The following is a 21,710-nucleotide window of genomic DNA, read 5'->3' as shown; positions in this document are numbered from 1 at the left end:
TGGGCCTGGGAGCCGGGGCCGGGGCGGGGTAGAGCTGAGACATGCGGAAACTCATCAACGCCCCGGCGGACGTCGTCGCCGACGCGCTGCGCGGCATGGCCGCGGCGCACCCCTCGCTGCGCGTCGACCCGGAGAACCGGACGATCGTGCGGGCCGACGCGCCCCGCACCGGGAAGGTCGCGCTGATCTCCGGCGGCGGCTCCGGCCACGAGCCGCTGCACGGCGGGTTCGTCGGGTACGGGATGCTCGACGCCGCCGCCCCCGGGGAGGTCTTCACCAGCCCCGTCCCGGACCAGATCCTCGCCGCCACCACGGCCGTGAACGGCGGCGCCGGGGCGGTCATGATCGTCAAGAACTACACCGGCGATGTCCTGAACTTCCGGATGGCCGCGGAACTGGCCGAGGACGAGGACATCGAGGTCGAGACGGTCCTGGTGAACGACGACGTCGCGGTGGAGGACAGCACGTTCACCGCCGGCCGGCGCGGCACCGGCGCCACCCTGTTCGTCGAGAAGATCGCCGGGGCGCTGGCCGAGTCCGGCGCGGACCTGGCCGCGGTCGCCGGCGTCGCCCGCGAGGTGAACGAGCGCAGCCGGTCGTTCGGCGTCGCGCTGTCGCCCTGCACGGTGCCCGCCGCCGGGGAGCCGACGTTCGAGCTGGGCGAGGACGAGATCGAGCTGGGCATCGGCATCCACGGCGAGCCGGGCCGCGAGCGCGCCAAGGCGATGCCCGCCGCCGAGGTCGTGGACGCCGCGCTCACCGCGATCGACGCCGACATGCCGCTGTCGGGCGCCGAGGTCCTGGTGCTGGTGAACGGCATGGGCGGCACCCCGCTGATCGAGCAGTACGTCGCGTACGCGGCGGTCGCCGACTGGCTCGGCGGCCACGGCGCCACCGTCGTGCGGCCGCTGGTCGGGCCGTTCGTGACCAGCCTGGAGATGGCCGGCTGCATGATCTCCGTCTGCCGCCTGACCCCCGACCTGACCCGCCTCTGGGACGCGCCGGTCGAGACGCCCGGTCTGCGGTGGGGCCGATGACGGGCGACGCGGAGGGCTCGGCGAGCACGGTGACCGCGGCGGACCTGGCCGGCTGGATCCGGCACGCCGCCGAGCTGGTGGCCGCCGCCGCGGAGCGGCTGACCCGGCTGGACGCGGCGATCGGCGACGGCGACCACGGCCACAACCTCGACCGCGGTCTCGCCGCCGCGGTCGCGGCGCTCCCGGCGGACGCCCCGCCCGGCAAGACGCTGATCGCGGCGGGCCGCGCCGTCGTGTCCAAGACCGGCGGCGCGTCCGGCCCGCTGTACGGGACGGCGCTGCGCCGCATGGGCAAGGCGTTCGGCGGCGCGGAAGAGGTCGACGCGGCCCTGCTCGGCGAGGGCCTGCGCGCCGCCCTCGACGGCGTACGGGAACTCGGCCAGGCCGCCGGCGGCGACAAGACGATGGTGGACGCGCTCGTCCCCGCCGCCGCCGCGTACGAGGAGGCCCTCGCGGCCGGGACGGACCTGGCGGGCTGCGTGCGCGCCGCCGCCGGCGCCGCGGAGAAGGGCGCCGAGGAGACCGTGCCCATGCAGGCCCGCAAGGGCCGGGCCAGCTATCTGGGGCCGCGCAGCGCGGGCCACATGGACCCGGGCGCCGCGTCCACCGCGCTCATCCTGCGCGCGCTCGCCGACGTCGTCTGAGGAAGCCGTCCGAAGCAAGGGGGAGGACCACATGGTCGGGATCGTGCTGATCTCGCACAGCAGGACGCTCGCGGAGGGCGCCGCCGAACTCGCCCGCACGATGGGCGTCGGCAAGGCGATCGCCGAACCCGCGGGCGGCACCGCCGACGGCGGCATGGGGACGGGCATCGAGGTGGTCGAGGACGCGGTGGAACGCGCCAGGGCCGCCGGCGCCGGGCCCATCGTGCTCATCGCCGACATCGGCAGCTCGGTGATGACGGCCAGGCTCGTCGTCGACGAGGCCGAGGGCGACGTCGTCCTCGCGGACGCGCCCCTGGTCGAGGGCGCGGTGGCGGCGGCCTCGACCGCCGCCATGGGCGCCGACCTGGGCGCCGTGGTGGCGGCCGCCGAATCCGCCTACGAACACCGCAAGAGCTAGGCGGAGTCCGGGTCGCCGGGGGCGAGAAGGGTCTTCAGGGGGCCGCCGAGGTCCGCGGAGGGATCCCCGCGGACCTCGAAGACCCGGGGGGCGGCGTCGCCCTGGCCGCCCACCGACACCCGGTACCCGGGCAGGTCGGCGCCGATCTCGCCGGCCGCGCCGCGCTCGCGCGCCGCGGCCAGCGACTCCACCGCCGCCCGGATCCGGGCCGCCTCCGGCTCCGGCAGGTCCGCGGTCCCGTACCGCGCGACCACCGTCGCCCGCCCCGTCAGGCCGCCGATCCGCTCGACCGTCACGTCCAGGTCGGCCTCGCTCATGCTCGAACCACTGGCATGGTCGCCTCGCTTCGTCGGGTGCGGCCATCCTGCCCGGCAGGGCGCGATCTACCGCTCGGCCTACTGCTTCGAGAAGGCGCGGCGCAGCTCGTCCAGCTCGTGCCGCAGGATGTCGTCGTCCTCCAGCGCGCCGCCCTTGTTGAGCTTGTCGGGGTCCACGACCAGGTACTCGGGCATCTGCATGGTGCCGCAGCACCGCGCCCGGTACTGCTCGGCGCGCAGGCTGGCCGAGTGCTCGTCGTACGCCTCCACCTCGGTCACGTCGGAGCCGTTCCCGGTGTACTCGGCGTTGGCGAGGTCCATCCGGCCGCTCATCAGGTCCGTCAGCGGCGTCGCGGCCGTCGTGATCTCCCGGACCGCGAACCGGTTCCGGATGAACGTGCGGTAGATCGCCGGCTCCTGGCGCTGGGCCGAGATCTGCAGCATCTTGTTGGCCACGTCCACGTACGTCGCGCCCACCGCCGGCGCCGCGATGATCGCGTCCAGCAGCAGCTTGCACAGCTTGTCGGCGACCTCGATCAGCAGCAGGGTGTGGTCCCGGCGGCCGGACCGGCGGCGGCACTCGAAGGCGTAGATGTCGGCGAGGATGTCGTAGACCGCGCCGGTGAACACCTGCGAGATGTCGTGCACCTCGTTGCCGACCTGGCTGAGCCTGAGGTCGTTGTCGGCGTTGCGGAGCCCGTAGTCGCGGTTCAGCGCGGCCTTGCCGAACTCCTCGGCCACCGCCGACAGGAAGTTCTTGTCGTGCAGGTTGGCGCGGGTCAGCGCCACCAGCGCCTCGGCCTGGTCCGGCTGCGACAGCGTGAGGAACACCGCGGTCAGGTCGCCGAACGCCTCGTGCAGCCCGCCCGTCTGCGGCGGGTTGGCCGCGCCCAGCCAGCCGGGCTTGAGGCCGTCCAGGATCGCGTGACCCATCTCGTGCGCCGCGATGTCGAGCGAGCGGCACGTGAAGACCTGCTGGGTCTGGTTCGCCGGCGTGAAGAAGAAGAACTTCAGGACCTTGGCCGTACGGCTGTAGAACGCGTTGCGGTCCACGCCCGCCCGCGGGTGCACGGTGATCCGGTCGGTGTTGCCGCCGATGTTCCAGGCGAACCGGATCGGGGCGCCGTGGTGCCGCTCGTACATCGTCAGCGTCTGCCGGACGACGGCGAACGTGTGCTCGCAGTCGAACTGCGGCGTGTTCGGCGGGAAGATGAAGTCGCCGTTGACGTTGCGGGCGACCGGGGTCACGCCCGCGAGCTCGGTGGTGATGCGCGCGTCGGCCGGCCCGTTCAGGACCACCGACGGCACGTACGTGACCCGCACGCCGAGCTCGGTGACCGACGGGTCCTGCTTGTAGATCAGGAAGCGGTGCCCGACGGCCGCCGCGGCCGGTACGGGGACCGGGCTCGGCGCGGACTGGGGCATCGCCCCCTCCATGCGGAGGAACGGCGGCAGCTGCTCCATGCGGGACTCGGGCACCCGCACGCGCGCCGGCGCCTTCTCGCGCTCCTGCCGGATCTGCGGTTCCTGCTGGTGGATCGTCATCGATGCCACCTCTCGTCACCGGGCGCGGGCCCTGCTGGCCCTGCGCGGCACAGGGCGGGCGCGACGGATCCCGGCGGTGGCCCCGGGGCCGCGTCAAGAGACGCTGTCGGGAACCCGCTTCAGGATCATGGAGATGGACGTCACCGTCCTGCGCGGCCCACACTCCGCTCGTCAGGAAGGTCAGTCAACCCGGACACCGTGCCGCCCCCGGGCCGGTTCCGGCCGGTTGTCCGGTTCCGGCCTGCGCACGCCCCGTTCCGCGCCGCGACCCGAGTGTCGTGGCGGCGCCGTAGACTCACCCCTGATGTCGAAGACCGAAGCCCACTCCCTGCTCGACGGCCTCAACCCGCAGCAGCGCGACGCCGTCCTGCACTCCGGCGGCCCGCTGCTGATCGTCGCGGGCGCCGGTTCGGGCAAGACCCGCGTGCTCACCCATCGGATCGCCCACCTGCTCGGCGAGCGGGACGTCCATCCCGGCCAGATCCTGGCGATCACCTTCACCAACAAGGCCGCGGCCGAGATGAAGGAACGGGTCGACGCGCTGGTGGGCCCGCGGTCGCGCGCGATGTGGGTGATGACGTTCCACTCGGCGTGCGTGCGGATCCTGCGCCGCGAGGCCAAGCGGCTGGGCTTCCCGACCAGCTTCTCGATCTACGACCAGGCGGACGCGCAGCGGCTGATGGCGCTGGTCTGCCGGGAGCTGGACCTCGACCCCAAGCGCTACCCGCCCAAGTCGTTCTCGGCCCAGGTCAGCAATCTCAAGAACGAGCTGATCGACTACGAGACGTACAAGGACCGGGCGTCCACGCACATGGAGCAGACGCTCGCCGAGGCGTACGAGATGTACCAGGCGCGGCTCCAGCAGGCCGGCGCGATGGACTTCGACGACCTGATCATGATGACGGTCAACCTCCTCCAGGTGTTCCCGGAGGCGGCCGAGCACTACCGGCGCCGGTTCCGGCACGTGCTGGTGGACGAGTACCAGGACACCAACCACGCGCAGTACGAGCTGGTCCGCGAGCTGACCGCGCCGGTCGAGGGCGTCGGCGCGGCCGAGCTGTGCGTCGTCGGCGACGCCGACCAGTCGATCTACGCGTTCCGCGGCGCCACGATCCGCAACATCCTGGAGTTCGAGCGCGACTACCCCGAGGCCACCACGATCCTGCTGGAGCAGAACTACCGCTCCACGCAGACGATCCTGTCGGCGGCCAACGCGGTGATCGAGCGGAACGCCGACCGCAAGCCCAAGAAGCTCTGGTCCGACCAGGGCGAGGGCCACAAGATCGTCGGATATGTGGCGGACAACGAGCACGACGAGGCCGCGTTCGTCGCGCACGAGGTCGACAAGCTCACCGACGAGGGCGGCACGCGTCCCGGCGACGTCGCGGTCTTCTACCGCACCAACGCCCAGTCCCGCGTCTTCGAGGAAGTGTTCATCCGCGTCGGCCTGCCGTACAAGGTCGTCGGCGGCGTCCGCTTCTACGAGCGCAAGGAGGTCCGCGACCTGCTGGCCTACCTGCGCGTCCTCGCCAACCCCGAGGACACCGTCTCGCTGCGCCGCATCCTGAACGTCCCGCGGCGCGGCATCGGCGACCGCGCCGAGGCGTGCGTGGAGGCGTACGCGTCGCGCGAGCGGATCTCGTTCTGGCAGGCGCTGCGCGCCCCCGAGGACGTCCCGGGGATGGCCACCCGCTCGATCAACTCCGTCCGCGAGTTCGTCGCGATGCTGGACGAGCTGCGCGCCGCCGCGGAGTCCCTCACCCCGGCCGCGCTCGTGGAGCGGGTCCTCGCCCAGAGCGGCTACATGGCCGAGCTCCAGGCGTCCAAGGACCCGCAGGACGAGACCCGCATCGAGAACCTGCACGAGCTGGAGGCCGTCGCCCGCGAGTTCGAGGAGCGCCTCGACGGTGCGTCCGCCGAGGGCCGGCTGCCCGACTTCCTGGAGCAGGTCGCGCTGGTCGCCGACGCCGACTCCATCCCGGGCGGCGCCAAGGGCAACCCCGTTCCGCCCGGCGAGCAGCCGGAGGAGACCGACCAGGGCGTCGTCACGCTGATGACCCTGCACACGGCCAAGGGCCTGGAGTTCCCGGTGGTGTTCCTCACCGGCATGGAGGACGGCGTCTTCCCGCACCTGCGCGCCATGAGCAACCCCAAGGAGCTGGAGGAGGAGCGCCGCCTGGCGTACGTGGGCATCACCCGCGCCCGGCAGCGCCTCTACCTGACCCGCGCGACCATGCGCAGCTCGTGGGGCGCCCCTCAGGTCAACCCGCCGTCCCGCTTCCTGGGCGAGGTCCCCGGCCCGCTGCTGGAGTGGGAGCGGGAGGCGTCCTCGATCTCCGGGTCGGCGTCGTCCCGGCTGGCCGTCCGCCCGGGCGTGAAGTCGCCGGGCAACCGGGCCGTGCCGGCGCTGTCGCCGGGCGACAAGGTCACGCACGACTCGTTCGGCCTCGGCACCGTGGTCACCGTCGACGGCGCGGGCGAGAAGGCCGCCGCCAGCATCGACTTCGGCCGCGAGTACGGCGTCCACCGCCTCGTGCTGCGCTACGCGCCCGTCGAGAAGCTCTGACCCGTCTCCGGGCCGGTCAGGTGGCCTGTTCCGGCCGCGGGGCGGCGAGGGAGGCCAGGAACGCGTCCAGGAGCGCGGCCAGCCGGTCCGGCGGGAAGAGGTCCGGGTCGAAGAGGGCCTGGACGACCAGCCCGTGGGTGAACGCGGCGGCGGTCGCGACCGTCCCGTCGGCGTCGCCGGCCGGCAGCTCGCCGCGCGCGATCGCCTCGTCGACGTGGGGCCGCAGCCGGGACCGCCAGTTCGCGTAGCGGGCGGTCTGCCGGGCGCTCAGTTCCGGGTCGCCGAGCGAGGCGTCCCACGAGCTGACCCAGACGCGGTTCAGGACGACCGACTCGGGCGTGGCCGGCAGGACGTGCAGCAGCGCGGCGCGGAGGGCGGGCAGGCCGGGCTCGGGCGCGCTCTCGGGATCGACCGCGCGGGTCCGCTCCTCGGCGATGTCGAGGGCGTGGACGATCAGCGCCTTCTTGTTCGGGAAGTAGTGGGTGAGCAGCCCGGTCGAGGCGCCCATCTCGGCGGCGACGGCGCGCAGGGTGAGGCCGTCGAAGCCGCGGGCGGCCAGGACGCGCCAGACGGCCTCGGAGACGTCCCGGCGGCGAGCCTCGTGATCACCTCGTGCGGGCATCCGGCTATAGTACATAACGAACGTTTGGTACGTACCTAGGGGGTCGCATGTTCGCTCTTCAGCTGGGGCACGGGGTCGAGATGCGGCCGCTGGAGCCGTGGCAGGCGGCGGAGTTCGCCGCGCACGTCGACCGGGTCCGCGACGACATCTCGCCGTGGATCCCGTGGGCGGCCACGGTGACGGACACCGACTCGGCGCGCGCCCTGCTGGAGCTGTACGCGACCCGGCTGGCCTCGGACGCGGGGCGCATCTACGGCATCTGGGTCGACGGCGTGCTCACCGGCGGGACGGTGTTCCGCACGTTCGACCCCGCCATGGGCAACTGCGAGGTCGGCGTCTGGATGGGCCGGTCGGGGCGGCGCCGCGGGCTGGTGTCCGCGGCGGTCCGGCACATGATCGAGTGGGCGGTCGGGGAGCGCGGCATGGCCCGGGTGGAGTGGCACTGCGACCCCGAGAACGGCCCCAGCGTCGCGACCGCGAAGCGCCTCGGCTTCACCTGCGAGGGGACGCTGCGCGAGGCGTTCGTCATGGACGGGGAGCGCCGCGGCGTGCAGATCTGGTCGATGCTGGCGAGCGAGTGGCGGGCCGCTCAGGCGTCATGAGGCGGCGCGGATCACCGGCACGCGGGTGAGCATCGTGTGCAGGTGGTCGGCCATCGCGCGGCCGAACGCCGGGTCGTTCAGGTGGGCGTCCATCTCGTGGACCTCGACGGCCGAGCCGTCCAGGCCCTCGCGCAGGGCCGCGAAGAGGGCCTCGTCGGCCACCGGGTCGTGGAACGGGCCCCCGGGCGCGCTGAGCCCGGACAGGCCCCGCAGCGGCACGTACAGCGCGGTGGGGGCGACGGCGTCGCGGAGCCGGGCGGCGACGCGGCGGCCCAGCTCGGCGGCCTCCAGGGGCGTGGTGCGGAGCAGGGTGACGCCGTCCTCGCGCAGGTGCACGCGGCGTCCCGGCTCGTGGCCGGGGGCGAACTCGGCCATGTCGAGGCCGCCGGGCGCGACGACCTGGGGGAGGCCCGCCCGCACGGCGGCGGTGAGCCGGCCGGGGGCGGCCGGGCGCAGGCCGCCGAGGAGTTCGGCGGACAGGTCGAGCAGGGTCGCGTCGAGGGCGGCGGCCAGCCTGCCGCCGCCGGCCGCCGCCTCGTACGCGGCGGTGCCGTGGAAGGCCAGCACGTCGTACCCGAGGATGTCGAGCAGCTCGCGCGCGGCGCCGACGCCGGGCGCGGTGGCCCCGGCGGCGGTGGCGGCGACGATGGGCGGGCCGCCCGCGGTGCCGGGCCGGCCCGCGGCGTAGCCGGTGGCCAGGCCGGCGATGGCGGCGGCGGCGCTGGCCAGCACCCGGGACGAGACGCCGGTCACGCCGGCGATGTCGACGACGCTGTACATGAGCGTGAGGCCGGGGACGCCGACGAACGCGGACGGGTCGTCGGCGGCCATGCTCGACACCATCAGCTTCGGCACGCCCGCCGGGAGCGCCCGCATCGCGGTGGTCGGAACGGCCGAGCCGGGGCCGCCGATCGCGAGGACGCCGTGCAGCCGCCCGGCCCGGAGCAGCCGGCCGGCGATCTCGGCGGCGCCGCGGGCCATCGTCCGGATCCGGTCATCCTCGTCGCCCGTCTCGTCCAGATCGGCGCCGGCCGCCAGCGCGACGTCCTCGCGGGTGATGTCGGGAACCGCCCGGGGCGGGCCCTGTACGCCGGTGTCGACGAGCGTGACCTCGGTGCCGACGGCTTCGAGGCGGTCGCGGACCCACGCGTACTCCGGGCCCTGGGCGTCCAACATACCGATCAGTACCACAACAGGCATATCAGCACTGTTGGCATCCGGGGCCGCCCCGACAATCGGCCGCATCGACCCAGTTACCTCACGTCGCGGTGTTCCGGGCTAACCCGGTCAGCAGGTGCGCGGCGCGCAGCGAGTAGGTTCAGTCGCGACATTCGTTTGACTCCTTACGCGTGTCGTCCCCCGCCGCCCCTTGAGACCCCCTGGGAGCCCCCTTGGACGTGGAGCAGGTATGCCTGCTGCTGCTCGCCGCACTGGCCGCCGGCTGGGTGGACGCGGTCGTGGGCGGGGGAGGGCTCATCCAGCTGCCCGCGCTGATGCTGCTCAACCCGGGCGCGCCGGTGGCCAGCGCCCTCGCCACCAACAAGCTCGCCTCGATCGCCGGGACGTCGTCGGCGGCGGTCGCCTACCTCCGCAAGGCCAAGCCGGACCTTCCGGTCGCGCTGCCCGGCGCCGGGATCGCCGTGGCCGGCGCGGCGGCGGGCGCGCTGTGCGCCGCCGCGATCTCCTCGGCGGCGCTGAAGCCGATCATCATGGTGGTGCTGCTGGCGGTCGCCGCGATCGTCGTGCTCAAGCCCGACCTCGGCCGCGTCCCCCGGCCGGTGCTGCGGACCCGGCGGCGGACCGCGGCGGCGGTGCTCGTGCCGGGGCTGGCCATCGCCTTCTACGACGGGCTGATCGGGCCGGGGACTGGAACGTTCCTCGTCATCACGTTCACCACCCTGCTGGGCACCGACTTCGTCAACGCCTCCGCCAACGCCAAGATCATCAACACCGCCACCAACCTCGGCGCGCTGCTGGTCTTCGGGATGCAGGGCCAGATCCTGTGGGCGATCGGCCTGGCCATGGCGGTCTGCAACATCGTCGGAGCGCAGGCCGGCGCCCGGATGGCGATCAACCGGGGTGCGGGCTTCGTCCGGGTGGTGCTGCTGGTCGTGGTGGTCGCGCTGGTGATCAAGCTGGGGTACGAGCAGTTCCTCGCCTAGCGCGCGGCCCCCTCTAGCGCGCCGGAGGCACGGGCAGCGGGTGCTCCAGCGCCGCCAGCGACAGCAGCACGAGCGAGGCCGTCCAGCCGAGGGGCGCCACCGACGCGGCGTCCCCGTGCTCGTCCACCTTCTCCGGCAGGACGCCCAGGTTCGTGCGGTGCGCGGCCAGCCAGTCCAGGCGGGACACGGCGGCGTCCGGGCGGCCGGAGGCGGCGTCGGACAGAGTGAAAAGCGCCACTTCCGGCGTCCAGGCCGTGTCCGGGTCGCCCGACCAGCGCTCGCCCGGCAGGACGCCGCCGTTCGGGAGGGTCTGGCGCTCGACGGCGTCGGCGATCGCGGCGGTCACCCCCGGTTCGGCCGGGGCGAACGGCGGTGCGATGAACGTCACGGACGTGTCCATCAGGCCGTCCTTGATCGGGGAGCGCGGGTAGCCGTACGGCGCGAACTGCCGGTCCACCGCCGCGGCCAGCCGGTGCGCGGCCCTCTGCCAGTCGTACGCCTTCTTCGTGCGGCCCGTCCCCTGGGCGAACGAGGCGGCCGAGCGCAGGCCCGCCAGGACGGGCCCGACGACGCCCAGCGTGGGGCGGCGCGGGTCCTCCTCGGTGTCGGGGGCGCGCTCCCAGTAGTCGGAGGACGGCGGCGGGAGCCCTTCCACGTCGAGCGACTCGGCCAGGTGGTTCGCGGCGCGCTCGATCATCCTCCACAGTTCGGGCAGCTCGGCGGCGGCCTCGGGAGCCTGCGCGTGGAAGAACCAGCTCGCCCACAGCACCCAGCCGAGCGAGTCGAGCTGCGGCTCCCGGCCGTCCACCACGGCGGTGCCGTCGGGGTGGTAGCGGGCCGCCCAGAGCCCTTCGTCGGTCTGCACGCGGGCCAGGAACCGCAGCACCCGCCGCGCCTCGCTGTTGTGGCCCGCCATGACGAACGCGGCCGCGGTGAAGGCCGAGTCGCGCGGCCAGGCGTAGCGCCACGCCCCGTACCAGGACGCCTGGGACGCCCCGTTGGGACGCGTGAGGAGCCGCAGGTCGAGCAGCGCGCGCGAGGCCATCTCCCGGTAGACGGCCCGCTTGTCCGCCGGGACGGCCGTGCCGCCGTCCGGTACGGTGCCGCGCGCCAGCCACGCCTGGTCGGACCGTACGGCGGCGGCCACGCGCGGGTCGTCCGCGTCGACGGTGATGGCGCTCTCGGCCCCGAACGGCACGAGCTGCACGCGGCCGTTCTTGAGGCGGAGGACGGAGCTGCCGGGGATGTACGCGGCGCCGGCGGCGTCCTCGCGGGAGACCGGGTCGCCGGCGAAGGGCCAGCCGCCGCCTCCGATCAGCCCGGCCCCGCCCCAGCCGGGCCGGCCCTGGTCGGGGAGCGTGGCGCCGCAGGTGGCGACGAGCGTGGCGGCGAGGAACAACGCGGTGACGCGCCAGACCGTCCGGAACGTTCCCCGTCGGGGGGACCCGATTCGATCATCGGTCACCGGCGCCTCTCTCTCCTGCTACCCGCTGTTCACCGTATAGCGGGAGTTAAGTAGATCAACCACCACGAAACGGATCCTCCTCCTCAGGAAGCAAAACCGGCATCCTTCTCAAGAGGCATACCCTCCGGCCACCTCCGCCTATCGGAGTGTCACCGCTGGGCGGGACCCGGCGGCATGACCAGGAAGGCAGGCAGACTAGGCTGCATCGACGGAGCGGACCGCCAGGTGGGCCGGCGCACGGAAAACCGTCACCTACGGACAATCGTGCGACCACACTTGAGCGGTCATTGGCTGTCGATCCGTTTTAAGGACGCCTTCGTGGACCTGTTCGAACATCAGGCGAAGGAACTCTTCGCCGAGTACGGGGTACCGGTGCCCACCGGCAAGGTCGCCCATACTCCCCAGGAAGCCCGGGCCATCGCGGAAGAACTCTTCGCCGCGGGGAGCTCGAAGGTCGTCGTCAAGGCCCAGGTCTTGACCGGCGGCCGCGGCAAGGCCGGCGGCGTGAAGCTGGCCGACGACGCCGGCGAGGCGGAAGCCCTCGCCGGCCAGATCCTCGGCATGGACATCAAGGGCCACACGGTCCACAAGGTCCTCGTCGAGGAAGGCAGCGCGATCGCGGAGGAGTACTACTTCTCCTTCCTGCTCGACCGCGCGAACCGCACCTTCCTCTCGATCTGCTCCGCCGAGGGCGGCATGGAGATCGAGGAGGTCGCCGCGACCAACCCCGACGCCGTCGCCAAGGTCGACATCTCCGCCCTGGACGGCGTGGACCGGGCCAAGGCCAAGGAGATCGCCGTCGCCGGCCGGCTGCCGGAGAAGGCCCAGGACGGCGCCGCCGAGCTGATCGAGCGGCTGTGGGCGGTCTTCACCGACGAGGACGCCACCCTCGTCGAGGTCAATCCGCTGATCCTCACCGCCGGCGGCGAGGTCAAGGCGCTGGACGGCAAGGTCACCCTCGACGACAACGCCGGCTTCCGGCAGGAGTCGCACGAGGCCCTGCACGACAAGGCCGCCGCCGACCCGCTGGAGGCGAAGGCCAAGGAGAAGGACCTCAACTACGTCAAGCTCGACGGCAGCGTCGGCATCATCGGCAACGGCGCGGGCCTGGTCATGTCCACCCTGGACGTGGTCTCCTACGCCGGCGAGTCGTTCGGTGGCCAGAAGCCGGCGAACTTCCTCGACATCGGCGGCGGCGCGTCCGCCGAGGTGATGGCCAACAGCCTGGAGATCGTCCTGTCGGACGCCGACGTCAAGTCGGTCTTCGTCAACGTCTTCGGCGGCATCACCGCCTGCGACGCCGTCGCCAACGGCATCGTGACCGCCTACAAGCTGCTCGCCGAGCGCGGCGAGACCGTCGACCGGCCGCTGGTGGTCCGGCTGGACGGCAACAACGCCGAACTCGGCCGCAAGATCCTGACCGACGCCGCGCTGAAGGGCGTCGAGCAGGTCGACACCATGGACGACGCGGCCAAGCGCGCCGCCGAACTCGCCGCGGCAGGTGCATGACAATGGCCATCTGGCTCACCGAGAACAGCAAGATCATCGTGCAGGGCATGACCGGCTCGGAGGGCATGAAGCACTCCCGCCGCATGCTCGCCTCCGGCGCGAGCGTCGTCGGCGGCGTCAACGCCCGCAAGGCCGGCCAGAGCGTCGACTTCGACGGCAAGGCGCTGCCCGTCTTCGGGACCGTCGCCGAGGCCATGGCCGAGACCGGCGCCGACGTGTCGGTGGTGTTCGTGCCGCCGAAGTTCACCAAGGACGCCGTCGTCGAGGCGGTCGACGCCGGGATCCCCCTCTGCGTCGTCATCACCGAGGGCATCCCGGTGCACGACACGGCCTACTTCTGGAAGTACGCCGAGTCCAAGGGCAACAAGACCCGCATCATCGGGCCGAACTGCCCCGGCATCGCGTCCCCCGGCAAGTCCAACGCCGGCATCATCCCGGCCGACATCACCACGCCCGGCCGCATCGGCCTGGTCTCCAAGTCGGGCACGCTGACGTACCAGATGATGTACGAGCTGCGCGACATCGGCTTCTCCACCTGCGTCGGCATCGGCGGCGACCCGATCATCGGGACCACCCACATCGACGCGCTCAAGGCGTTCCAGGAGGACCCGGAGACCGACGCGATCGTGATGATCGGTGAGATCGGCGGCGACGCGGAGGAGCGCGCCGCGGCCTACATCGAGCAGAACGTGACCAAGCCGGTCGTCGGCTACGTCGCCGGCTTCACCGCCCCCGAGGGCAAGACGATGGGCCACGCCGGCGCCATCGTGTCCGGCTCGTCCGGCACCGCCCAGGCCAAGAAGGAGGCCCTGGAGAAGGTCGGCGTCCGCGTGGGCAAGACCCCCAGCGAGACCGCCCGCCTCATGCGGGACATCATGAAGAACCTCTAGCCCCGGCCAGAGGACTTCCGCGGAAAGACGCCCGAGCCGCCCGGCGGCCCGGGCGTCTTTCGTTCCCCGGGGCCCCGGAGGCCCGGGAACGCCGGCCCGCCGGGTCGCGGGCGGCGGGGTGATCTCCGGCGCAAAGGCGACACGCCGGACCGGCGCGCCGGTCCCGGCGGCGCCGTGGTCCAGCATTGACGCCGTGACCGAGACACGGCGACGGCCCGAACCACCCTCCCGCGAGGCCGACGGAGCCTCCCGCCCGCTGTACGTGACGGGCCTGGTGGGCGCGCTCTGGTGCATCGGCATCGGGCTCGCGCTGCTCACCACCGTCACGCTGATCGGGTGGATCGCCGCCCCGCGCACCGCCCTCGGGCCGGGCCTGCAGGGCGTGTTCCGCACGGCGGTGAACCTCTGGCTGGTCTCCCACCACGCCGGGATCTCCGTGCCGCAGGGGCGGATCGGGCTGCTGCCGCTCGGCACGCTCGTCCTGCCCGGGGCGCTCCTCTACCGCAGCGGCGGCTGGATGATCAGGGCCGCCGGGGTGCCCGGCGGGCCCCGCATCGGCGTGGTGCGCGTCGCGTTCGCGCTGGCCGTGCCGTACGCGATCCTCGCCGGGCTGCTCGCGCTCGCCGCCGCCTCGTCCGCGGTCAGCGCGTCCGCCTGGGAGTCGGTCGCGGGCGGCCTCGCCGTCGCCGTGATCGCCGGCGGGCTGGGCGCCGCCCGCGCCCTGGCCGCCGCCCGCGGCCCCGGCATCAGGTCCGGCCTCGGCGCCCTGCTGAACCTGCTGCCCGAACGCCCCCGCTCCCTCGTCATCGGCGTCTCCGGCGCCACCGCCGTCCTGCTGGCCGCCGGCGCGATCCTCGTCGGCGCCTCGCTGGCGATGCACGTCCCCGAGTCGACCGAGGTGTACGACACGCTCGCGCCCGGCATCGTCGGCGGGATCCTGCTGCTGGTGGTGGAGCTGGCCTTCCTTCCCAACGCGGTCATCTGGGGCGTCTCGTACGCGGTCGGCCCCGGCTTCTCCGTCGGCGCCGGCACCGGCGTCTCCCCGTCCGGGGTCTTCCTCGACTCCATCCCCGCGTTCCCGCCGCTGGCCGCGCTGCCCGAGGCCGGCCCCGCCCCGCTGATCTCGCTGGTGGCCCTCGCCGCCCCGTTCCTCGCCGGCGCCGTCGGAGGCGTCCTCACGATCCGCGCCATGCCGAGCACGGCGTACGAGGCGGCCCCGCTCTGGGGATTCCTCTGCGGGGCCCTCACGGGCGCCGTGACGGCCTTCCTGAGCGCCCTGGCGGGCGGGCCCCTGGGCGGCGGCCGGATGGCGACCGTGGGCCCCTCGCCATGGCAGGTGGGCCTGCTGGCGACGCTGGAGGTCGGCATCTCCGCCGCCGTCGTGGCCTGGCTCGCCAACTGGCGCGTCGCCCGCCGTACCGCGGCCGCCGGCGCCGCCGGGCCCGAGCCGTCCGCCCGGCCCCCGCGCCGCCGCGACGCCCGCAAGGCCGCCAGGTCAGGCGAGGACGCGAAGCCCGCGAAGAAGCGGAAGGCCGCGGCGCCGGTGCTCGCCGCGCCCGTGTTCGAGGACGACGCCCCGCCGCCCGCGCCCGAACGGCCCGCTCCCGCGCCCGCACCGGCGCCGAGGCCCGCGCCGTACACCGAGGACCCGCTGGAGTTCGAGGAGGCCGAGCCGATCCTCGCGCCCCGCAGGCCCGCCAAGGCCAGGGGACGGGCCGCCGCGCCGCCGCCCGAGATCCACGAGGACGAGATCGCGCCCGAACCCGAACCCGAACCTGAACCGGAATCCGAGCCCGAGCCGGACTGGGCCATCGAGGACGAGCGCGCCGTTCCCGCGCCCCGCGAGGACCCCGGACGCACCGAGAACCGCGGCGGCGCCATCTACGTCCTCAGGGAGGACCCGCGAAAGGACTGAGCGAATAGGACTGAGCGAGAGGACTGAGCGCAAGGACTGAGCGCCGGGCTCACAACCACCCGTCGTACCGGGACATCGAGCCCTCCGGCAGGTTGAACTTCTTCTCCACTTCCGACGTGTACGCGTCCCGGCACACCTTCTCGTCGGAGTTGGTGTTGGCCCCCTGGAGGCAGTCCTGGTAGCGCGCCGTCTCCGGGTAGAGCGCGGCGGTGAAGACCAGCCAGACCAGCCCCATGACGCTGCCGATCGCGCCCAGCACGATGCCCGCGGTCGCCCCCTGCGCGGGGGAACGGTCCTGCCGGGACCGCTTGCGCGCCTTCACCCCGACGACCAGGGCCGCCACGGCCAGCGCCAGCCCGATCGGGAAGAACAGCGGCATCAGCAGGATCGAGCCGCCGCCCAGCCACAGCGCCCGCAGGCCCGCCCGGTCGGGCTGCCCCGGATCCCGCCGCCCGGGACCGCCCGCGGGCGCGGTGTCCTGGCCGGCGGTGGGACCGGTCCCGCCGTCGCCCTGCCCCGGCTGCTCACTCACGTTCTTCCTCCAGATACCGACCCACGATGCGGATGACGGCGCGCGGAACAGGGCCGATAGGCTTTCCAGCGGCCGGCGAAGCCCGGCCTCGCCCGAACGACCTCACCTCACCAGTAACGTTCACCAGGGGAGTCATGGTTTCCGCCCGGCTCGTCGTCCTCGTCTCCGGCGCGGGGACCAACCTACAGGCGCTGCTCGACGCGTGCGCGGATCCAGCCTACGGGGCCCGGGTGGTCGCGGTCGGCGCGGACCGCGACGGGACCGGCGGGATCGAGCGCGCCGAACGCGCCGGCATCCCGACGTTCACCGTCCGGATCCCCGACTTCGCCGACCGCTCCGGCTGGGACGAGGCGCTCACCGCCGCGATCGAGGCCCACGAGCCCGACCTGGTGGTCTCCGCCGGCTTCATGAAGATCCTCGGCCCGCGCTTCCTCGCCCGCTTCGGCGGCCGCACGATCAACACCCATCCCGCGCTGCTGCCGTCCTTCCCGGGCGCCCACGCGGTGCGCGACGCCCTGGCGTACGGCGTGAAGGTCACGGGCTGTACCGTGCACTTCGTCGACGAGGGCGTGGACACCGGGCCCGTCATCGCCCAGGAGGCAGTGCCCGTCCGCTGGCACGACGACGAAGACTCCCTGCACGAGCGCATCAAGCAGGTGGAACGCCGCCTGATGGTCGACGTCGTCGGCCGGCTCGCCCGCGACGGCTGGACCGCCGAGGGCAGGCGCGTCTCCATGAAATGCAGGACCTGTAACACGTCCGATCAACAGGGCACAGAAGACGAGGGGAGTCCGGGCCGGTGACCCAGGTCGCGAGCAAGTCTGGGGGGGCGACCCCCCAGGCACCCCGGCAAGAGCCGGTAAAGCGCGCACTGATCAGTGTTTACGACAAGACGGGACTGGAGGAGCTGGCCAAGGGCCTCCACGAAGCCGGCGTGGAGATCGTCTCCACCGGCTCCACCGCCGGCCGGATCGCCGCCGCCGGCGTACCGGTGATGAAGGTGGAGAAGCTCACCGGCTTCCCCGAATGCCTCGACGGCCGGGTCAAGACCCTGCACCCCAAGGTGCACGCCGGCCTGCTCGCCGACCGGCGCAAGGACGACCACCGGCAGCAGCTGGAGGACCTCGACGTCGAGCCGTTCGACCTCGCCGTCGTCAACCTCTACCCGTTCGCCGACACCGTCGCCTCCGGCGCCACGCCCGACGAGTGCGTCGAGCAGATCGACATCGGCGGCCCCACCATGGTCCGCGCCGCCGCCAAGAACCACGCCGGCGTCGCCGTCGTCGTCGACCCGTCCTCGTACGCCGACGTCCTGACCGCCGTCAACGCCGGCGGCTTCACCGGGGAGGAGCGGCGCCGGCTCGCCGCCCGCGCCTTCGCGCACACCGCCGCGTACGACGCCGCCGTTGCGTCCTGGTTCGCGAGCGAGTACGCCCCCGACGAGACCGGCGCCGAGACGAGCTGGCCCGACTTCCTCGGCGCCGCCTGGGACCGCAAGGCCGTTCTCCGGTACGGCGAGAACCCCCACCAGCGCGCCGCCCTCTACACCGAGCGGTCCGGCGGCGGCCTCGCCGGCGCCGAACAGCTGCACGGCAAGGAGATGTCCTACAACAACTACGTCGACGCCGACGCGGCCCGCCGCGCCGCGTACGACTTCGCCGACCCCGCCGTCGCGATCATCAAGCACGCCAACCCGTGCGGCATCGCCGTCGGCGCCGACGTCGCCGACGCCCACGCCAAGGCCCACGCCTGCGACCCCGTCTCCGCCTACGGCGGCGTCATCGCCGTCAACCGGCCCGTCACCGCCGCCATGGCGAACCAGGTCGCCGACGTCTTCACCGAGGTCCTCGTCGCCCCCGCCTTCGACGACGAGGCGCTGGAGATCCTCACCCGCAAGAAGAACATCCGCCTCCTGCGCTGCCCCGAAGGCCCCGCCGGCACCGTCGAGTACCGCCGCGTCGACGGCGGTCTCCTCCTCCAGACCGTCGACAAGGTCGACGCCCCCGGCGACGACCCGGCCGGCTGGGAGCTCAAGGCCGGCGAACCCGCCAACGAGGCCACCCTCCGCGACCTCGCCTTCGCCTGGAAGGCGTGCCGCTCCGTCAAGTCCAACGCCATCCTCCTCGCCGCCGACGGCGCCACCACCGGCGTCGGCATGGGCCAGGTCAACCGCGTCGACTCCGCCCGCCTCGCCGTCTCCCGGGCCGGCGACGACCGCGCCGCCGCCTCCGTCGGCGCCTCCGACGCCTTCTTCCCGTTCGCCGACGGCCTGGAGGTCCTCACCAAGGCGGGCGTCCGCGCCATCGTCGAACCGGGCGGCTCCATCCGCGACGACGAGGTCATCGAAGCGGCGAAGCAGGCGGGCATCACCCTGTACTTCACGGGCACCCGCCACTTTTTCCACTAGGGGGGCCACCCCCCTGGACCCCCAGGCCGGACGGGCGTGCTCCCTGCGCTCGCCGGGGCTCGCTCCGGGAGCACGCCCGTCCGGGTGGGGGGCTGCCGCCCCCACTCCCCCTGCCTGGGGGCTCCGCCCCCTCGTCCCCCGTCTCTGGGGGCTCCGCCCCTTGCCCCCGGGTGCGGGGCTGGGTCTTTGCGAATCGTTTGGGCGTTTTTAGGTTTGGGGGTTGGTAGCCTCGGCGGGTCGCGCACAGCTCGCTCGATCCTCCTTGACCTGCCCTTGAACTGCGCGGCCCGTTCCTCGTTGGAGCTTTCCGCATGGACGTTCTCGTGACCCTGATGGTGTGGAGCGTGTCGCAGGCCGCCTCGCTGCTGACCGAGTCCCGCCAGCTGGTCGGCCTCGCCGCCGCCGTGCTCGCCGCGATCCTGGCCGCGCAGCTCGGCTGGCACGGCACCGACCGGCTGATCGCCTGGCGGTCCCGTACCGACGAGGACTGACCTCCGCACGCTCGGTAGCATGGGGTGGACGCGACTGGCGCGGTCAAGGTGGGCCACCACCGGGGAGCGAAGACAGTCCGGACACCGCGCGCCTGGGTGACCGGGACCCGAGCCGGGACGAACGCACGCCCAGGCGGGGCACCCGGCGTTCAGCGCGGAGGTACGCAATGACGGCACAGATCCTTGACGGCAAGGCCACCGCGGCGGAGATCCGGTCCGACCTCAAGGTACGGGTGGAGGCGCTGCGCGAGCGCGGCGTGACCGTCGGGCTCGGCACGGTGCTCGTGGGGGACGACCCCGGCAGCAACGCCTACGTCACCATGAAGCACCGCGACTGCGCCGAGGTCGGCATCGAGAGCATCCGCCGCGACCTACCCGCGGACGCCACGCAGGACGACGTGGAACGGGCCGTCGCCGAGCTCAACGCCGACCCGGCCTGCACGGGGTACATCGTCCAGCTGCCGCTGCCCAAGGGGCTGGACGAGCAGCGCGTGCTGGAGCGGATCGACCCGCTCAAGGACGCCGACGGGCTGCACCCCATCAACCTCGGCCGGCTGGTGCTCATGCAGCCCGCGCCGCTGCCCTGCACGCCCAAGGGGATCGTGGAGCTGCTGCGCCGGTTCGATGTGCCGATCAAGGGGGCCGAGGTCACCGTGATCGGGCGCGGCGTGACCGTCGGGCGGCCCCTGGGGCTGCTGCTCACCCGGCGCAGCGAGAACGCCACGGTGACGCTGTGCCACACGGGGACCGCCGACCTGGCCGCGCACACGCGGAAGGCCGACATCGTGGTCGCCGCCGCGGGGGTGCCGGGGCTGATCACCGGTGACATGGTCAAGCCGGGTGCGGCGGTGCTCGACGTGGGCGTGTCCCGGGTCGATGGGAAGCTGGCGGGGGACGTGGCCGCCGACGTCCGCGACGTGGCGGGGTGGGTCGCGCCCAACCCGGGCGGCGTGGGCCCGATGACCCGCGCGATGCTGCTGGCCAACGTCGTCGAGGCCGCCGAGAAGGCCGCCGCCTCCTAGCCGCCGTACCGGACACGCGTACGGGGCCGCGAGAGGACTCGCGACCCCGTACGGTGTCGTGGCGACCGCCCTCTACTGCGCTACCCGGAGGGCGATCGCACGGTCACATCAGCTCGCCCTGCGGCCCGCCGCGGTCGCCGCGGTGCGACCGGGGACGTGGCTCGCCGCGTGCGCCGGTCCCGGGCGGCGCACCTCCGGGCCCCGCGGCCGCCCGCCGTCCATCGGTGACCGCGCCTGCTGCGGTACGTGCACCGGGGGTAGCGGGCGGACGAGGCCCATCGCGATGACCTCGTTGGCGAGCCGGGTACGCCGGTTGGCGCCCTCCGGAATGCGGAACTTCTGGTAGAGCCGCAGCAGGTGCTGCTTGACCGCGGCCTCGGTGACGACGAGATCTCCGGCGATCTCCCGCGCGGTGGCCGGGGCGACGAACGCCTCGTCCGACAGCGCGGGACGGCACAGCGAGGTCAGCACGTCGACCTCGCGTCGGGTGAGCTCCGGAGCCACGGCGCGGCGCAGCTCGACGTCCGGATCGACCTCCTCCCGGGGGATGCCCCCCATGCGGCACCGCGAGGTGCCGAAGCTGACGACGTCGCCGTCCTCCAGAACGCGGCGGGCGATCGGCCGGCCGTTGACACGGGTCCCGTTACGGGAGAGCCCCATGTCGACGACGTACACGTACGGGCCGCGCCGAACGATCTCTGCGTGCAATCGGGACACACTCGGGTCGTCGAGGCGGATGTCGACTCCCCGCCCGCGCCCGACCGTCGTGACGTCGGGGCGCAGCGGCACCACCAGCCCGCTGTCCTCGATCCGCATGAACGGCCCCTCCACGGCAGTCCTCCCAGCTAGTTAGCGACCCCTGTCTGCCGGGTTACCCGGCCGCGTTCCCGTCACACCCCCCTACTGGCCGGTAGCACCGATGGCATAAGGCATTCGGTGTCCATCGGGAGTTCCTGGACCTCATGCGTTACGCCCTGGGCGTGAAGAGTCTCCGGTGAGAGATGGGTCATGGGGAGAATTCTTCGGCCGGGATGGTCCCCTTCCCCGAGGATGCCGGTGGATGTCGTGGGGGACCGCCGGACCGGCTACGGTCGGATCCATGAGCACCGAGGTGCGCCGCCGGAGGCGCAGGGCCCCCGCACGGAGGGGAACCGCACCGCACTGGCTGGCCAGGCTGCCCTATCTGATCGTGCTGTCAGGTGTGGCGGTCGGGCTGGTGCTGTGCTCGTTCCACTACTTCCGCAAGGGCACGGTCCTGATCGCGGCGGCGCTGCTGCTCGGCGCGCTCGCCCGGCTGGTGCTCCCCGAGTCCCAGCTCGGCATGCTGGCGGTACGGAGCCGCTCCATCGACTGCTGGACGCTGGTCTTCCTGGGGGAGGCCGTGGCGTTCGTCTCGCTGAGCGTCCCGCCGATGAACCGCGCCGGCCTGGGAGTGGCCGCCGCGTTCGGGGTACTGATCGCGTGCCTCTTCGTCGCCAGGGGCGCCCGGTTCCTCCTGGCCAAGCGCAGGAGATCGGCCGCCCGGCACGCGCCCGGCTGACGAACGCCGGGCCGGCGGTCAAGCGC

General features: G+C 73.3%; 21 protein-coding genes and 1 pseudogene. 14 read left to right on the top strand and 8 right to left on the bottom strand.

Annotated elements, in window-relative coordinates; genetic code table 11:
* The first annotated feature begins 41 nt into the window (after nucleotides 1-41).
* The 3 genes from dhaK to ACA361_RS05230 are packed head-to-tail and all read left to right on the top strand — an operon-like array spanning nucleotide 42 to nucleotide 2,099.
* Nucleotides 42-1,037, top strand: coding sequence for a dihydroxyacetone kinase subunit DhaK (gene dhaK / locus ACA361_RS05240; RefSeq protein WP_375010627.1), 996 nt, complete (start codon nucleotides 42-44; stop codon nucleotides 1,035-1,037).
* Nucleotides 1,034-1,681, top strand: a complete 648-nt coding sequence (dhaL, locus tag ACA361_RS05235) for a dihydroxyacetone kinase subunit DhaL (RefSeq protein ID WP_375010626.1) — start codon at nucleotides 1,034-1,036, stop codon at nucleotides 1,679-1,681. The genes dhaK and dhaL overlap by 4 nt, the downstream gene beginning before the upstream one ends.
* 31 nt (nucleotides 1,682-1,712) lie before the next feature.
* Nucleotides 1,713-2,099 (top strand): PTS-dependent dihydroxyacetone kinase phosphotransferase subunit DhaM, encoded by a 387-nt coding sequence (locus ACA361_RS05230; RefSeq protein WP_375010625.1) that lies wholly within the window; start codon nucleotides 1,713-1,715, stop codon nucleotides 2,097-2,099.
* Here the strand turns inward: ACA361_RS05230 and ACA361_RS05225 are convergent.
* Nucleotides 2,096-2,416 (bottom strand): hypothetical protein, encoded by a 321-nt coding sequence (locus ACA361_RS05225; RefSeq protein ID WP_375010624.1) that lies wholly within the window; start codon nucleotides 2,414-2,416, stop codon nucleotides 2,096-2,098. The genes ACA361_RS05230 and ACA361_RS05225 overlap by 4 nt on opposite strands.
* 78 nt (nucleotides 2,417-2,494) lie before the next feature.
* Nucleotides 2,495-3,961: a hypothetical protein gene (locus ACA361_RS05220; RefSeq protein ID WP_375010623.1), complete on the bottom strand. Its 1,467-nt coding sequence runs from the start codon at nucleotides 3,959-3,961 to the stop codon at nucleotides 2,495-2,497.
* A gap of 304 nt (nucleotides 3,962-4,265) precedes the next feature.
* Here ACA361_RS05220 and pcrA point away from each other — a divergent pair, with 304 nt between their 5' ends.
* The gene (gene pcrA / locus ACA361_RS05215; RefSeq protein ID WP_375010622.1) at nucleotides 4,266-6,527 is read left to right on the top strand and encodes a DNA helicase PcrA; all 2,262 of its coding nucleotides are present in this window, start codon (nucleotides 4,266-4,268) and stop codon (nucleotides 6,525-6,527) included.
* A 16-nt stretch (nucleotides 6,528-6,543) separates the two neighbouring features.
* Here the strand turns inward: pcrA and ACA361_RS05210 are convergent, their stop codons facing one another.
* On the bottom strand, nucleotides 6,544-7,149 hold the full coding sequence (locus ACA361_RS05210; RefSeq protein ID WP_375010621.1) for a TetR/AcrR family transcriptional regulator: 606 nt from the start codon (nucleotides 7,147-7,149) through the stop codon (nucleotides 6,544-6,546).
* Between the two features lie 47 nt (nucleotides 7,150-7,196).
* On the opposite strand from ACA361_RS05210, the gene ACA361_RS05205 reads away from it, so the two are divergent.
* Nucleotides 7,197-7,751 (top strand): GNAT family N-acetyltransferase, encoded by a 555-nt coding sequence (locus ACA361_RS05205; RefSeq protein ID WP_375010620.1) that lies wholly within the window; start codon nucleotides 7,197-7,199, stop codon nucleotides 7,749-7,751.
* On the opposite strand, the gene ACA361_RS05200 is transcribed toward ACA361_RS05205, so the two are convergent.
* On the bottom strand, nucleotides 7,746-8,951 hold the full coding sequence (locus ACA361_RS05200) for a Tm-1-like ATP-binding domain-containing protein (RefSeq protein ID WP_375010619.1): 1,206 nt from the start codon (nucleotides 8,949-8,951) through the stop codon (nucleotides 7,746-7,748). The two genes, ACA361_RS05205 and ACA361_RS05200, sit on opposite strands and share 6 nt — an antisense overlap.
* A gap of 191 nt (nucleotides 8,952-9,142) precedes the next feature.
* On the opposite strand from ACA361_RS05200, the gene ACA361_RS05195 reads away from it, so the two are divergent.
* On the top strand, nucleotides 9,143-9,913 hold the full coding sequence (locus ACA361_RS05195) for a TSUP family transporter (protein WP_375010618.1): 771 nt from the start codon (nucleotides 9,143-9,145) through the stop codon (nucleotides 9,911-9,913).
* A gap of 13 nt (nucleotides 9,914-9,926) precedes the next feature.
* Here the strand turns inward: ACA361_RS05195 and ACA361_RS05190 are convergent, their stop codons facing one another.
* Both ACA361_RS05190 and ACA361_RS05185 read right to left on the bottom strand, forming a co-directional pair.
* Complete coding sequence (locus tag ACA361_RS05190) at nucleotides 9,927-11,378, bottom strand: glycoside hydrolase family 15 protein (RefSeq protein WP_375010617.1); 1,452 nt, start codon at nucleotides 11,376-11,378, stop codon at nucleotides 9,927-9,929.
* Nucleotides 11,379-11,407: 29 nt separating this feature from the next.
* Nucleotides 11,408-11,461, bottom strand: a pseudogene (locus tag ACA361_RS05185) (GlyGly-CTERM sorting domain-containing protein); the annotation flags it as partial.
* Nucleotides 11,462-11,696: 235 nt separating this feature from the next.
* Here ACA361_RS05185 and sucC point away from each other — a divergent pair.
* From sucC to ACA361_RS05170, 3 genes are all read left to right on the top strand, one after another.
* A complete protein-coding gene (gene sucC, locus ACA361_RS05180; RefSeq protein WP_375010616.1) occupies nucleotides 11,697-12,887 on the top strand; it encodes an ADP-forming succinate--CoA ligase subunit beta in 1,191 nt (396 codons plus the stop codon).
* A 2-nt stretch (nucleotides 12,888-12,889) separates the two neighbouring features.
* Entirely contained in the window at nucleotides 12,890-13,777 is an 888-nt protein-coding gene (gene sucD / locus ACA361_RS05175) for a succinate--CoA ligase subunit alpha (protein ID WP_375010615.1), read from the top strand.
* 193 nt (nucleotides 13,778-13,970) lie between these two features.
* Nucleotides 13,971-15,692, top strand: a complete 1,722-nt coding sequence (locus tag ACA361_RS05170; RefSeq protein ID WP_375010614.1) for a DUF6350 family protein — start codon at nucleotides 13,971-13,973, stop codon at nucleotides 15,690-15,692.
* A 49-nt stretch (nucleotides 15,693-15,741) separates the two neighbouring features.
* On the opposite strand, the gene ACA361_RS05165 is transcribed toward ACA361_RS05170, so the two are convergent.
* Complete coding sequence (locus tag ACA361_RS05165) at nucleotides 15,742-16,224, bottom strand: hypothetical protein (protein ID WP_375010613.1); 483 nt, start codon at nucleotides 16,222-16,224, stop codon at nucleotides 15,742-15,744.
* Nucleotides 16,225-16,358: 134 nt separating this feature from the next.
* Between ACA361_RS05165 and purN the strand changes: the two genes are divergently transcribed.
* From purN to ACA361_RS05145, 4 genes are all read left to right on the top strand, one after another.
* Nucleotides 16,359-17,027: a phosphoribosylglycinamide formyltransferase gene (purN, locus tag ACA361_RS05160; protein ID WP_375010612.1), complete on the top strand. Its 669-nt coding sequence runs from the start codon at nucleotides 16,359-16,361 to the stop codon at nucleotides 17,025-17,027.
* Complete coding sequence (gene purH / locus ACA361_RS05155) at nucleotides 17,024-18,631, top strand: bifunctional phosphoribosylaminoimidazolecarboxamide formyltransferase/IMP cyclohydrolase (protein ID WP_375010611.1); 1,608 nt, start codon at nucleotides 17,024-17,026, stop codon at nucleotides 18,629-18,631. Before purN ends, purH begins: the two co-directional genes overlap by 4 nt.
* Before the next feature lie 311 nt (nucleotides 18,632-18,942).
* Complete coding sequence (locus tag ACA361_RS05150; RefSeq protein WP_375010610.1) at nucleotides 18,943-19,122, top strand: hypothetical protein; 180 nt, start codon at nucleotides 18,943-18,945, stop codon at nucleotides 19,120-19,122.
* A gap of 167 nt (nucleotides 19,123-19,289) precedes the next feature.
* Complete coding sequence (locus tag ACA361_RS05145; RefSeq protein ID WP_375010609.1) at nucleotides 19,290-20,144, top strand: bifunctional methylenetetrahydrofolate dehydrogenase/methenyltetrahydrofolate cyclohydrolase; 855 nt, start codon at nucleotides 19,290-19,292, stop codon at nucleotides 20,142-20,144.
* Between the two features lie 108 nt (nucleotides 20,145-20,252).
* Here the strand turns inward: ACA361_RS05145 and ACA361_RS05140 are convergent, their stop codons facing one another.
* A complete protein-coding gene (locus ACA361_RS05140) occupies nucleotides 20,253-20,975 on the bottom strand; it encodes an FHA domain-containing protein (protein WP_375010608.1) in 723 nt (240 codons plus the stop codon).
* Nucleotides 20,976-21,243: 268 nt separating this feature from the next.
* Here ACA361_RS05140 and ACA361_RS05135 point away from each other — a divergent pair, with 268 nt between their 5' ends.
* Nucleotides 21,244-21,684 carry a DUF3017 domain-containing protein gene (locus tag ACA361_RS05135; RefSeq protein ID WP_375010607.1) on the top strand — a complete coding sequence of 147 codons (441 nt, stop codon included), beginning with the start codon at nucleotides 21,244-21,246 and terminating at the stop codon, nucleotides 21,682-21,684.
* Nucleotides 21,685-21,710: the final 26 nt, after the last annotated feature.

The sequence above is a fragment of the Actinomadura sp. 21ATH genome (assembly GCF_041951345.1).
Lineage (GTDB): Bacteria > Actinomycetota > Actinomycetes > Streptosporangiales > Streptosporangiaceae > Spirillospora.
The sequence above is the reverse complement of the archived record's forward strand: the minus strand, read 5'-3'. Positions and strand labels throughout refer to the sequence as shown.

Coding starts and splice junctions, on each gene's coding strand:
- pcrA (WP_375010622.1), top strand. CDS start 4,266: ATGTCGAAGACCGAAGCCCACTCCCTGCTCGACGGCCTCAACCCGCAG.
- ACA361_RS05150 (WP_375010610.1), top strand. CDS start 18,943: ATGGACGTTCTCGTGACCCTGATGGTGTGGAGCGTGTCGCAGGCCGCC.
- ACA361_RS05135 (WP_375010607.1), top strand. CDS start 21,244: ATGAGCACCGAGGTGCGCCGCCGGAGGCGCAGGGCCCCCGCACGGAGG.
- ACA361_RS05205 (WP_375010620.1), top strand. CDS start 7,197: ATGTTCGCTCTTCAGCTGGGGCACGGGGTCGAGATGCGGCCGCTGGAG.
- sucD (WP_375010615.1), top strand. CDS start 12,890: ATGGCCATCTGGCTCACCGAGAACAGCAAGATCATCGTGCAGGGCATG.
- ACA361_RS05145 (WP_375010609.1), top strand. CDS start 19,290: ATGACGGCACAGATCCTTGACGGCAAGGCCACCGCGGCGGAGATCCGG.
- ACA361_RS05230 (WP_375010625.1), top strand. CDS start 1,713: ATGGTCGGGATCGTGCTGATCTCGCACAGCAGGACGCTCGCGGAGGGC.
- dhaK (WP_375010627.1), top strand. CDS start 42: ATGCGGAAACTCATCAACGCCCCGGCGGACGTCGTCGCCGACGCGCTG.
- purN (WP_375010612.1), top strand. CDS start 16,359: ATGGTTTCCGCCCGGCTCGTCGTCCTCGTCTCCGGCGCGGGGACCAAC.
- ACA361_RS05200 (WP_375010619.1), bottom strand. CDS start 8,951: ATGCCTGTTGTGGTACTGATCGGTATGTTGGACGCCCAGGGCCCGGAG.
- ACA361_RS05210 (WP_375010621.1), bottom strand. CDS start 7,149: ATGCCCGCACGAGGTGATCACGAGGCTCGCCGCCGGGACGTCTCCGAG.
- ACA361_RS05220 (WP_375010623.1), bottom strand. CDS start 3,961: ATGACGATCCACCAGCAGGAACCGCAGATCCGGCAGGAGCGCGAGAAG.
- ACA361_RS05225 (WP_375010624.1), bottom strand. CDS start 2,416: ATGAGCGAGGCCGACCTGGACGTGACGGTCGAGCGGATCGGCGGCCTG.
- dhaL (WP_375010626.1), top strand. CDS start 1,034: ATGACGGGCGACGCGGAGGGCTCGGCGAGCACGGTGACCGCGGCGGAC.